We start from the raw sequence: 12,315 nt of genomic DNA on the forward strand, positions 1-12,315 counted from the left end.
GAGGCAGGTATGAAAAAAAACACGATAATTTTCCTTTTAATGCTATTGATAGCGTCTGGGTGTGGCACAGCTGCAACAGAGGATCGTTCAGGTGAAGCTGGTGAAGCCAAAGCAGGTACGAACGAAGTAAGTGCAATGAATGAGCTGGACTTCATTCATTACCGACCCGAAACTGGTGTCACAAAGTCATTTACATCTCAAGGAAAGCAGTTGTTCACAGAGTATATTGTTGATCAAAATGCAAACTATATCCAAAGGATTATTACGCTTGGAGAGATGCAAACGACTCAGATTGTTAAATGGACAGAAGACCGAGCTGCTGTAGTAGAAGAAAGTCAATTAAGTAGTAAAGAAAGTATGCTTGAGGGATATGAATCAGTCGAGGAAGTGGAGTCTCTGTTGGATCCTACCGAGAAAAATGAAGGGCTAGAAATGTCGATTGTCGATACGGTAGAAGTTCCTTATGGAAGTTTTCATGACGTGATTAAGGTGACAAGGAAGCAAGACCAAATGATGATAACGCTCTTCTATGCAAAAGGAGTAGGAATGATTAAGCAAGTATATGAAACACAAGATAACTCAGAAAAAGAAGTAGCGGAATTAGCTGAAATTCAATAAAAAACAAAAAAAGCAGCCAATCTGGTTGCTTTTTTTCGTTTTAGAAAGCTCGAAAAAGTTGTTCGACAAAAGATGGCAATTCAGGTTGAATTATGAAAGAATAAGTTAATCGTTTCTAAATACATGAGAAACGTTAAGATTTTGTAAATTACGGTTGAATAAAGGGGGAGATTAGCGAAAAAATGTAGAGGAAAGGCGATTTATCAAGGGGTAGTACTTAAGATGACAGGCTTCTGATACTAGTAGACGGCAGAAGCGGAATTATATAAAATATAATATGACGTTTGGAAATATAAATGCAGTTAGATTAGGAGTTAACAAGCGAATGTTTAAAAAATTACTTAACGATTGGCGAAACAACAAAGATTTGCTTTACCACCTAACCGTATCGGAATTGAAATCAAATACTGCTAGAACGTACCTTGGAACATTATGGTGGATTGTCGATCCGATCCTGTATATGGCGATTTATTATTTTCTAGTTGGGATTGTTTTAAATCGCGGTGGAGATGATTACGCTGTTTACCTCTTTACGGGCTTGATCCCATTGAAATGGGCAACCGCATGCATGGTCGATGCCACTACAGCGATTTCATCAAAAGCCCGAATTCTTCAACAGGTTTATGTGCCAAAGCTTACTTTTATTCTGGTACGGCTTGGTGTAAATACATTTAAGTTTCTTGTAAGTTCAGTCATTATGGTTTTATTCCTCTATTTTAGTGGCGTTGACTTAACCATAAATGCGTTAAATTTCTTTATATTAATCGTATTTAACCTTCTTTTATTACTCCCAATCATGATAATCATGGCTCATATTGGTGTGTACTTAAAAGATATTAAAAATATGATGCAATACATTTCACGGACATTGCTCTATTTATCACCAGTACTTTTCCGAATGGAGTCGGTTCCTGCGAATATTCGAGATCTTCTATATCTCAATCCTTTTACTGACTTTCTCGTCTCATACCGTAACATTTTTCTTTATCAAGGACAGCCACTATGGGACAACCTCTTCATTATATTAGGTCTCTCATTAGTCCTCTTGTTCATTGGACTACGCATTTTGAACAAATACGACAAACAATATGCCAAGGTGATTTAATTGAAAAAGGACATCATTGAATTAAAAGATATTTGGGTCTCGTATCCTGAGCACTCTGATAATCCACTGAAACAATTGCTTAGTAAGGATAAAAAGCAGTTCTGGGCATTGAAAGGCCTTGATTTTACTGTAAAAAAAGGGGAAGTGCTTGGCATCATCGGAAGGAATGGTTCTGGAAAGAGTACGCTTTTAAAGCTAATGAGTGGCTTGATTGAACCAGATCAGGGATCTTACCAGGTGGAAGGAAAGCGACCGATGTTACTCTCCCTTGGGGCAGGTTTCCAACCAGAATTGTCAGGGATTGAAAATATTTATTTGAATGCCCTGTTGCTAGGCAATCGCAAGAAGAAAATTGATGAAAACCTTGAGGCCATTATCGAATTTTCTGAGCTTGATGATTTTATTTATAAGCCTGTCAGAACTTATTCTTCTGGAATGAGAGCAAGGCTAGCCTTTTCGACTGCCATTATGCTTGATCCAGAAATTTTATTGATTGATGAGGTTCTTGGAGTTGGGGACTCTGCGTTTCAAAAGAAATGTAAAGACGCTATTCTCGAGAAAATCCAGCAGGATCGAACGGTTATTCTCGTCACGCATTCTTCGGGGCTTGTGAAACAAATTTGCGATCGCGTTGTTTGGATTCATCGAGGCGAACAAAAAGCAGTAGGCGATACGAAAGAAATTGTTGAACAGTATGATGAGTTTATGAAGGCGAAAAAGAAATGAAGCACATCCTAATGGTTCTTTTTAAAGACATTGATTATGATGCGAGGGTTCAGCGTGAAGCCATTGCCCTCGCCGAGAGTGGCTATCAGGTGACCATTTGCAGCTTAAATGAATTTGATACGGAGCCCCCCTTTTTGCATAACTTGATTACAATTTATAAGCTAGATATTTCTACAAAGCAAGCGAAAAAAGGAATGGGTACTGGATCGTCACAAAAGCCATCTATTGTAGCAAAAATGGTTAGAAACCCACTTATTAAACTGGCAAAGGATCAATATGCCAGCTACGAATTTTATAAAAAAGTCAAGGAAACGATGGCCTCTGAAACCATTCATGCCATTCACTGTCATGATCTAAACACGCTTGATACTGGTAAACGCTTAGCAGAACATTTTCAGAGTAAGTTGATTTATGACTCACATGAACTTTTTAATGAAATGACTGGCCGAAATGCAGTTGATCGTCGTTTCGGTTATGCATTAGAGGCGAAATTAATGAGCCAAGTTGATCGATTTATTACGGTGAATCCCTATCTGATCGATAAATTTAGTAAAAGGTATGGGAAATTACCTCCTTCAATTTATTTGCAGAATATCCCGCTTCTTGGTCTTGAACAAGAGCGGAAAAATGCTCACTATTTTCATCATCTTTATGGAATTCCAACTGATAAAATTATCCTTTTATATCAAGGAGGATTCTCAAAGAACCGGGGCATTGAACTCTGTGTTAAAGCGATGAATCATTTGCCTGATCAATACCATCTCGTTTTACTCGGAGATGGTGATATCAAAAAAGCTCTTACGCAATTAGTAGAAGTTGAAATGCTTACTTCTAGGGTGCATTTCCACCCGAAGGTACCTCCTTCGGAAATCCTATCCTTAACGAAGGAAGCTGATATTGGTCTCGTTATGTATGAGAATGTGAGTGAAAATAATTATTATTCAACGCCGAACAAAATTTTCGAATATATGTTGATGGGGCTTCCAGTGGTATCTTCTAATCATCCAGGGAAATCCTATCTATTAGAAGAGTATGACTTTGGGATTGCAGTTGATGAAAATGAACAAGCGATCGTCAAAGGAATTGAAACGATTCAGCAGAGAAGAAATTATTATGTTCAAAAATGTGACGAAGCAAGCAAAGTATTAAATTGGCCAAATGAATCAAAAAAGCTAATTCACTTGTACAATGAATTATTTTCTTAATCAACAAGGAAATGTAACTACCTTCATTTCTGAAGTTACTGTGAGTGAGGAGTTGTAATTATGAAACTTGTCGTAATGGGCCTTGGATACATCGGGTTACCCACTGCCGTTATGTTTGCGAGGCACGGCGTTCAAGTGCATGGTGTGGATGTTAATGAGCACGTAATTGAGACATTAAAAAATAAGACGCTTCACATTGAAGAACCTGGGCTAGGTGACATGCTCGTTGAAGCGATAGAATCTGGCCATTTAACATTTGGAACAGAACCGGTTGAGGCAGACGGTTTTATTATCGCTGTGCCAACACCGGTCAATCCTGACAAAACGGCGAACTTAAATTATGTTCGATCAGCTGCTGAAATGATCCAGCCTTTTTTAAAGGGAGAAAATCTTGTCATTCTTGAATCAACAAGTCCTCCTGGCACAACGTTAAAGGTGCTTTCACCTATTCTAGAGTCATCAGGTCTAAAAGTCGGAAAAGACTTATATGTCGCCTATTCTCCTGAGCGTGTTTTACCTGGGAAATTGCTCGATGAACTCGTCCATAATAATCGAATTGTTGGCGGAGTAAATGCGGACTCTAGTATCAGAACAGAGGGAATTTACAAAATCTTTGTAAAAGGAATGATTCACCAGACTGATGCCACAACGGCAGAAATGGTAAAATTAATGGAGAATACGTATCGGGATGTGAACATTGCGCTAGCGAACGAATTGGCTCGTATTGCCGAGCATGTTGGCTGTGACATTTGGAAAGCAGTCGAATTGGCGAACTGCCATCCAAGAGTTAATGTCCATTCGCCAGGCCCTGGAGTAGGCGGTCACTGCATCGCGGTTGATCCGTGGTTTCTAGTGGAAGCAAGTCCAGACGATGCTAAGCTAATCCAAACAGCTCGATCGATTAACGATGATGTCCCGAAAAGGATTGCTCAACAGATTAAAGAACGATTAGAAGGAATACCAAATCCGAAAGTTTCATTATTAGGACTTGCCTATAAAGGAAATATTGGTGATGCACGTGAAAGCCCATCACTTACAATTTTGCAAGAGCTTGAAGATATGGAGATTGAATGTGCTGTTCATGATCCATACGTTGTGGATAAGCGGGTTAAACACCAATTTGAAACGATAGAAGAAACTGTCCAACAGTCAGATTGTCTCGTTATTTTAACTGATCATAACGATTACAAGGCGTTAGACCTTAAATCACTAGCCCCTTTGATGCGCCATACCTTGCTTTACGATACGAAGAATATAATTAATAAGAAGCAGGCAGAGAGTGCTGGCTTCCGATATGAAAAAGTAGGGGAATCCCCAATCAACACGAATTTATTACATTTATAAAGGATGAATGAGATGAAGGAAGCATTGTTAACAAAGTTTGAAACAGGTAATGCACGTGTAGGAGTTATTGGACTAGGCTATGTAGGACTTCCCCTTGCAGTGGAAATGGCACAAAAGGGTTTTGAAGTATATGGAATCGATGTATCTAAAGAAAAAATGGACATTCTAAATAACGGGAAGAGTTATGTGATGGATATTTCCGATGAACAGGTAGAGGCCATTATCGGAAAGAATTTCTTCCCTGGAGATGACTTTTCAGTTATTTCTAAGTTAGATGCTGTTAGTATTTGTGTCCCAACACCTCTCGCTAAAACAAAAGAGCCAGACGTTTCTTACATCAATGCTGTGGTTGAAAAATTAGTGGAGTTTATGACAGAAGGCACGCTAGTTGTTCTTGAAAGCACAACTTATCCAGGTACAACGGACGAGTTGATTAAGGCTGTTATTGAAGAAAATACTTCCTTCCGTGCAGGTGAAGATTTCTTCCTTTGTTTCTCACCAGAGCGTGTTGATCCTGGTAACCAGCAATTTAACACAAAAAACACACCGAAAGTGCTTGGTGGGGCAACGAAGCCATGTCTTGAACTAGGCGTATCTCTTTATAGTTCTTTCTTAGAGAACATCGTTCCAGTTAGCTCAACAAGCGTAGCTGAAATGGTCAAGCTTCTTGAGAACACGTTCCGAAGTGTGAACATCGGTCTTGTGAACGAATTAACGATGATGTGTGATCGAATGGGAATTAATGCATGGGAAGTGATTGATGCGGCTGCTACGAAGCCATTTGGCTATATGCCGTTCTATCCTGGTCCAGGAATTGGCGGTCACTGTATTCCACTTGATCCAGCGTATCTTTCGTGGAAAGCAAAAATGTTTAACTTCTATAACCGTTTTATTGAGCTTGCAAGTGACGTGAATGGAAACATGCCACGCTATGCGCTTAACCAGGCTGCAGATATTTTAAATGATAATGAGAAGTCCATTAAAGGATCCAAAATCTTTATTTTAGGTATGGCTTATAAGAAAAACATTGATGATCTTCGTGAATCTCCAGCACTTGAAATTTATCGCCTTCTTGAAGATAAGGGAGCACATGTGTATTATCATGATCCATTTGTTTCTAGCTTTAAGAATGGAGAAGAAGTTGTTTATTCCGTTGAGCTAAATGACCAGAATCTTGATGACGCTGATCTTGTAGTGATTGCAACTGATCATACAACCGTCGATTATGATTATGTCATTGATCGCGCGAAGCTAATTTATGACACTCGGAATGTAACAAAGAACTACAAAGATTCGAAAGGTAAAGTGACGCTACTCGGTGGTCAGCAAAACTTTGATTTACCTACGAATGTTGAAGAAAACTCAAGTGTGAACCCTAAGTAATCGAAGTAAAAGGAGAATTCTACATGAAATTTGATGTTAGCCCATTTATTACAGAAAATATTGAGGTATTTATTAATGAGGGTTGCTTAAATGACAAACTGCTCGAAAACGGAAAAAAAGCAAATTCCCTTCTAATTCTTTCTGGTGATGGGGAAACACAAGCTTCATTAGAACTTGCAAGAGTAGATCAGCGTGTGAAAGAGCTTGTTCGTTTTGATGAGGATTTACAAAAGAAAAGAAACCTGTATCGCTCCTTACCTCAGGAGCTTCAAGAGAATATAAACCTTCAAAAAGTAAATTATTATCATGCAGAAGAGCTTAAGATGTACCATTCAGATATGGTTTTGCTTGAAGGAAGCTTTACAAGAAGATTTTTCGAGGAAAGTTTTCTCGCAACCCTTCACCATCTTATGGCACAAGAATTAAACGGCTTGGTAGCAGTGAAATTTCCATTAAATGAAGAAATTACAGAAGATATCTCTGAAGTTATTCTAAGTTTGAACCAGTATTTTGTGGCAACTTCAATGGGGATTGAAGAAGGTTTTCTCTTCTTCATTGGTGAACCACGTACCGTACTTCCTGAAGAGCGAATCAATCAAGAAGTTACCAGTGGCCTGTTAGCTGCAATATTAAAGCTTGAAAAAGCTCTTCAAAAGGTAAATACCGTCCAGACTAAGCCTGATTTTGAAGCCGAAGAAGATGCGATCGCAAAAGCGGTAGCCAATCAAAACTTGGAGCAAATGATTCAACAACAGTTTCAAATTAGAAAGCTTCAGGAACAGGTGAAGCAATTTAAGAATGATTCGAAAAAGAAAGAGAAACAACTTTCTCAAGTATCAAGAAAGTACCAACGTGCTCAACACATCGTTAACCATATGGATTCAAATGCCTCGACTAGATATTTAATTGGTGATGCAGTAATGGGATCTACGAAATCATTTGGACGAGCCATTCGATTACCAAAACGATTGTTGCGCATTTATCGAGATGCCAAAAGTGGGAAAATTGGACGGATCAAAAATGGATCTGGTTCATTTGAAATTGAACCAATCGATGATGGAAATGCGATCCTCTTTGTTCCAACAAACGGAGCTGGGCTTGGCCATTTAACCAGATTGCTTGCGATTGCGAGACGAGTGAAACGAATTGACCCGTCCAAGAAAATTATTTTCCATACAACGAGTTCAGCAATGCATTTAATTTTGCAGGAAGGTTTTCTCGGATACCACCTACCTTCCAAAATGCTTTTCCCTAAAGAAATGAGCGCAAAGCAATGGAACGCCATGTTACGTGATCACCTTGAAACGGTGATTGGCATTCATCAACCTGAAACGATCGTATTCGATGGAGCTTTTCCGTATGCAGGTCTAGTTGCTTCCATGCGAAAAAAAGACGGCTTAAGAAAGATCTGGGTGAAGCGAGGTCAGCATAAGGAAGGTAAAGCTGAGCTAGTGGAATCAAAGGAAGCAGAATTCGACGAGGTTTATGTACCAGGTGAAGCTGGTGGGGAAAACAGTATGCGAAAAGAAGGCATAAAAACATACTGTGAGCCAGTTCTTTATCTGGATCGAGAAGAGTTAAAAGATCGTGAGAGTGTCCGTCGCCAGTGGAATATCCCAGAAGGTATGAAGATGGTGTATGTTCAACTCGGTGCTGGTAAAATCAATGATATTCATTCCACGATCTCCATTCTTCTGAATGAATTATTAAAAAGAGATGATGTGTTTGTCGTAATTGGTGAATCCATTATTGGAAATCGGATGGACCTTAAAATGGAACGGGTTCTTACCTTAAGAGACTATCCAAATTCGATCTATTTTAATGCGTTTGATCTGATCGTTACAGCAACTGGATACAACACGTTTCATGAAGTCATGTATTTCGGAGTGCCATCCATTTTAATTCCGAATGAAAATACAAAGACAGATGATCAAGTTGCAAGAGCCATGATTGCTGGAAATGCAGGGGCTGCTATCGTGTTAAGAGATCCTGGAGCTGCTGATTTTGAAAAAGCCATTCAAGAAGCTCTTGATGAAGAGAACAATCAAACCATGCGTAAAAGTGCTCTTTCACTAATGAAAGAAAATGGAGCGCAGCAAATGGCAGAAATGATTGTACAAAACGTACCAGCTAATCAGTAGAACTAATTGTGGGAGAGTGATGAAAATGAAACGAAAGATTTTAGTGCCAATTGCATTTAATAATTGGGCGTTAACAGACGTGAACGATAACCGTTTGACGAAAGAATGGATCGATCATCGAATGGGGATTTTTATGAAGTACACCTGTAAAAGCCTTAAAGCACAAACAAATCAAGATTTTACAACTATCCTTCAATATGATCAGCGTTCTGAAGAGCATGTAATGAACGCGTTGAAACAGCATGATCCACTTCCAGAAAATATTAAGTTTGTCCCTAAAAATGCGTATAACAAAACGTTAGAGCGTGAAATACAGGGGTATGATGAAGTTTACTTTGCCCGAATTGATTCAGATGATATGTATCATAAAGGGTACTTTGAATTTCTGAAAAATTATCAACCATCAGAAGGAACCGAAGCGCTGATCAATCAGTATGGTTATTTTTATGATGAGTATTCGGATAAAGTTGCGACGGCTAAAATCAAATCACCACCTTTTTATACGCTCATATACAATGTGGCCGAGTATTTAGATGGAAAACGTCATCCGGTTAAAGGCCATCTCTCTGTGCACAATCTTAATCATGAATTATTAGAACCGAGAAATTATGTTCAAGTGATTCACTCGAATAATATGTCCACATCATTTGAAAATCGCTATATCGACGGATTAATTGAAGATGAGAATGAAAAGAAACAGATTCTCAGCAACTTCTGGGGTTAATTCTTACTGAAAGAAAAGCTGTCGGGTCTTCCGACGGCTTTTTTTACGAGAAATATTCTTTTTCTTTAGCTTCCCTACTCATGGAATATCTTAGAAAAATGCCCCACAATCCTTTTTTGAACATATGGAATGAGCTATAATGCTAATAAATGGTATCCAATTCATTAGCTGCTTTTGCAGTGGAATCAGGAGAGTGGCATGTTAAAAAATCAGTTAGAGCATTTACAAAGTGAAACCCTCACCATTCCTGAACCTCAACGGTCAAGATTAAGGTGGTGTGGGTCTAGAGCTTCAGGAAAACATATTCTCCATATAAGCAAGACACCTGGAATTCTTTCCATTATTAATGAAGATACTCAATTAGACATGGTGAACCTTATGTCTTCCTATGACGATAGAGGAATGGTTGACCAACCAAGCTTCAATTGTACAAGCACATTTTGGGCAGTGAAGCTTTCATGTGCCATACCGTTTCCGACGAATTACTTTGATGCCGTTATTATTGAAGATACATTAGCTGAAACCCTTTCTGTGCAAAAAGATGAAGTGCAAAGACTTATAAAGCCAAATGGGAAAATTATTGTTACGGAAAAATTAAAGCGTGCCCTCCACTTAAAAGAAGAATGGGAAGCGATTTTCTTAAACAATGAACGAATTGATCACCGTGTTGATGAACATTATGTCAGTGTCGTTCTTCGAAATGTTATCAAAACGCCTGACGATTCAGAACACATGCTAAGGAATGTTTTAAATGAGATGGAAGCAGTAAATGAAAGATTAAATAAAGAATACGCTAAGGTGGTACATCAAAAGCTTGAAGAGAAAAAAACGGAAGAACTAGCAAGGTTGCAAGAAAAGAATAAATTGGTCAAAAGTCTTCCTTTTGTAAAACGAAAGCATGTGGCCCTAGTCGAGCAAGTCGAACTTTCATCGGAAGAAAAAAAGGAGCTACTCCAACATCCTCAAGATATTACTTTACATACAAAGAAATGCGACTTGGAAAATCAGCTTAGTCGTTTTCAAGCCATGGGAAACGTCACAGTGGTGTTTGGGAAAGGTCCTTTCTATCGAAAAAATAGTTTAGTATTCTCTCATCAATTAGTGGATGTGCTTGGCCATAAAGGACGAAATGTCGTTTATGTACATGAAGACGTAACTCACTCGATTACGCCACTATATAGAAATGGAGAAAATATCATTCAAATTAGCACCACAGACTTTTGGGATCATTCCCACCTATTTGTGGCACCGGATTTGTATATAAGCTTACAGGACCTTCAAATGGCAAAAAGGATCGGGCGATTTCAGTGGAAGAAGTGGAGTATTTATTATTTACCTAAAGAAATCACAGATCAAGAGGTTCACAGTTTTACGTTAAATAGCCTTCATCCTCATAGTTTCATTTCGAGAACCGCGAGCTATCTTTCATTTGTAACGGAGGCGATGCAATCTAAGAGTAGGATTAGTTCTTTCGAAGGAGAGCGGATAATTGCCGGATATATCGGGGATCTTGGAGCAGAAACCGTAGATTATCGAGCAATTAAAGAAATGCTCATTGAAAATAAGACGATGTCAATTGAACTGATCGGTTACAATCTTCCCGATGAAGCGCCAATTAATACAAAAAGACTATTGCTAAGAGAGTATACAAATGATGATGACGTAAGAAAGAGAGCAAAAAAATGGACGTTTGGGATTCTCCCTCTTCGAAATCAAGGCTTACTAGTACCCGTGCATACAATGACCACCTTTCAAGTTCCGATCTTATATACTGAAAACTGGAATGCTCCAGTGCAGGACCAAAAGATCATTTCACTTAATAAAGGAAAGTCTTTAAGTGAGCTTATAGAGGTAGCGATTTACGCATTGGAGGGAGGAGAACGATGAAAATCCTATATATATATCGCTACTTGTTACTAGGTGGTGTAACGACTCAATTAGCCAATCGACTTGGATTTCTTAAATCCGTATGTGATCCTCATTTTATTTTTCTTTCTGACCATGGTGGGAGGACAGCATTTGAGAACTACGACAAAATTACCGTGACGAGTGAGCCTGCTTCGATTCATGATTATGTGAAAGAACATGAGTTTGATTTAATTATTGCAATCGATACAAAAGAAATCACAGATTATTTAATAAACGTTCATTGTGAAGTACCCATTATTCAAGAGGTACACGGGATTTCATATAAACTAAATTATTTGGTAGAAGAGGATCAGCGTCGCTTTCTTGGGTATATCGTTCCCTCAAGCTACAGTAAAGAACGGATCATAGAGGATTATTCTGCTCCAGAAGAACGGACGTTTGTGATTCCAAATTGTCTTGATACAACGTTATTTTCTCGAAAAGAAGTTCAGCCGATTACAAACAAAAAAATTATTTGTTGGGTTGGAAAACTAAATGATCATAAGAATTGGCAAGGATTTTTAGAGCTTGCTGAAAGAATATCTGAACGCCGGGATGATTGTGTATTTTGGATTGTTGGAGGAGAAACGGCTTCAGCTAAAGCAACAAGACATCTCTTCCATGAGGCGAATAAGCGTGATCTCCGGATTCAATGGATTGATCGCATGGAATACAATGAAATGCCTGATCTCTACTCGATGGTTGCTGAGAGCGGTGGCTGCACGGTTAGTACATCAAAAGGCGAATCCTTTGGTATGAGTTTGATTGAAGCGATGGCATGTGGATGTCCAGCTATTGCTCCAACGGTTGGAGCCATTCCTGAAATTTATTTAGGATCATTGCAGCGACTAACGTATGAACTTCATGATTTGCAGGCATGTGAATCAATTGTGGATCGTCTCCTTGATGATGTGGATGAACGAAAAATTCAAATCATCAATGGGGTGGAGAAAGTACAAAAAGACTATTCTATTCACCATGTTGTTACGCAATATTTCAATTTACTTCAGAAGCTGTCTACTGCCCAAAAAGTCTGGTAATGTACCGGGCTTTTTGTATGTGCAATAGTACATCATTTTTTAGTTTGCGATAGAAAGCAGTTGTTTTATTAACGGAGTGTAAAATTTCGTTTACACTTCTAATGGTTTTCCTAATCAACTT

The 12,315-nt window shown here is 38.7% G+C and carries 10 protein-coding genes; all 10 read left to right on the forward strand.

Going from position 1 to position 12,315, the window contains the following annotated elements:
• Positions 1-9 precede the first annotated feature (9 nt).
• The 10 genes from LC090_RS03465 to LC090_RS03510 all read left to right on the forward strand — a co-directional run bounded on the left by LC090_RS03465 (position 10) and on the right by LC090_RS03510 (position 12,194).
• Positions 10-618 carry a hypothetical protein gene (locus LC090_RS03465; protein ID WP_226655329.1) on the forward strand — a complete coding sequence of 203 codons (609 nt, stop codon included), beginning with the start codon at positions 10-12 and terminating at the stop codon, positions 616-618.
• Positions 619-943: 325 nt separating this feature from the next.
• The gene (locus LC090_RS03470; RefSeq protein WP_226655331.1) at positions 944-1,723 is read left to right on the forward strand and encodes an ABC transporter permease; all 780 of its coding nucleotides are present in this window, start codon (positions 944-946) and stop codon (positions 1,721-1,723) included.
• Entirely contained in the window at positions 1,724-2,449 is a 726-nt protein-coding gene (locus tag LC090_RS03475) for an ABC transporter ATP-binding protein (RefSeq protein WP_226655332.1), read from the forward strand.
• Positions 2,446-3,654 (forward strand): glycosyltransferase, encoded by a 1,209-nt coding sequence (locus LC090_RS03480; RefSeq protein ID WP_226655333.1) that lies wholly within the window; start codon positions 2,446-2,448, stop codon positions 3,652-3,654. The genes LC090_RS03475 and LC090_RS03480 overlap by 4 nt, the downstream gene beginning before the upstream one ends.
• A 60-nt stretch (positions 3,655-3,714) precedes the next feature.
• A complete protein-coding gene (locus LC090_RS03485; protein ID WP_226655334.1) occupies positions 3,715-4,998 on the forward strand; it encodes a nucleotide sugar dehydrogenase in 1,284 nt (427 codons plus the stop codon).
• 12 nt (positions 4,999-5,010) lie between these two features.
• Positions 5,011-6,381 carry a nucleotide sugar dehydrogenase gene (locus LC090_RS03490; RefSeq protein ID WP_226655335.1) on the forward strand — a complete coding sequence of 457 codons (1,371 nt, stop codon included), beginning with the start codon at positions 5,011-5,013 and terminating at the stop codon, positions 6,379-6,381.
• Between the two features lie 23 nt (positions 6,382-6,404).
• The gene (locus LC090_RS03495) at positions 6,405-8,522 is read left to right on the forward strand and encodes a glycosyltransferase (protein WP_226655336.1); all 2,118 of its coding nucleotides are present in this window, start codon (positions 6,405-6,407) and stop codon (positions 8,520-8,522) included.
• A 25-nt stretch (positions 8,523-8,547) separates the two neighbouring features.
• On the forward strand, positions 8,548-9,246 hold the full coding sequence (locus tag LC090_RS03500; protein WP_226655338.1) for a glycosyltransferase: 699 nt from the start codon (positions 8,548-8,550) through the stop codon (positions 9,244-9,246).
• Between the two features lie 198 nt (positions 9,247-9,444).
• Positions 9,445-11,133, forward strand: a complete 1,689-nt coding sequence (locus tag LC090_RS03505) for a class I SAM-dependent methyltransferase (protein WP_226655341.1) — start codon at positions 9,445-9,447, stop codon at positions 11,131-11,133.
• On the forward strand, positions 11,130-12,194 hold the full coding sequence (locus tag LC090_RS03510; protein WP_226655343.1) for a glycosyltransferase family 4 protein: 1,065 nt from the start codon (positions 11,130-11,132) through the stop codon (positions 12,192-12,194). The genes LC090_RS03505 and LC090_RS03510 overlap by 4 nt, the downstream gene beginning before the upstream one ends.
• Positions 12,195-12,315: the final 121 nt, after the last annotated feature.

The organism is Guptibacillus hwajinpoensis (assembly GCF_020524165.1).
GTDB lineage: Bacteria > Bacillota > Bacilli > Bacillales > Guptibacillaceae > Guptibacillus > Guptibacillus hwajinpoensis_D.

Bases quoted from the DNA above. Each gene is read 5' to 3' on its own strand.
- LC090_RS03465 (WP_226655329.1), top strand. From the start codon at position 10: ATGAAAAAAAACACGATAATTTTCCTTTTAATGCTATTGATAGCGTCT.
- LC090_RS03470 (WP_226655331.1), top strand. From the start codon at position 944: ATGTTTAAAAAATTACTTAACGATTGGCGAAACAACAAAGATTTGCTT.
- LC090_RS03480 (WP_226655333.1), top strand. From the start codon at position 2,446: ATGAAGCACATCCTAATGGTTCTTTTTAAAGACATTGATTATGATGCG.
- LC090_RS03485 (WP_226655334.1), top strand. From the start codon at position 3,715: ATGAAACTTGTCGTAATGGGCCTTGGATACATCGGGTTACCCACTGCC.
- LC090_RS03490 (WP_226655335.1), top strand. From the start codon at position 5,011: ATGAAGGAAGCATTGTTAACAAAGTTTGAAACAGGTAATGCACGTGTA.
- LC090_RS03495 (WP_226655336.1), top strand. From the start codon at position 6,405: ATGAAATTTGATGTTAGCCCATTTATTACAGAAAATATTGAGGTATTT.
- LC090_RS03500 (WP_226655338.1), top strand. From the start codon at position 8,548: ATGAAACGAAAGATTTTAGTGCCAATTGCATTTAATAATTGGGCGTTA.
- LC090_RS03505 (WP_226655341.1), top strand. From the start codon at position 9,445: ATGTTAAAAAATCAGTTAGAGCATTTACAAAGTGAAACCCTCACCATT.
- LC090_RS03510 (WP_226655343.1), top strand. From the start codon at position 11,130: ATGAAAATCCTATATATATATCGCTACTTGTTACTAGGTGGTGTAACG.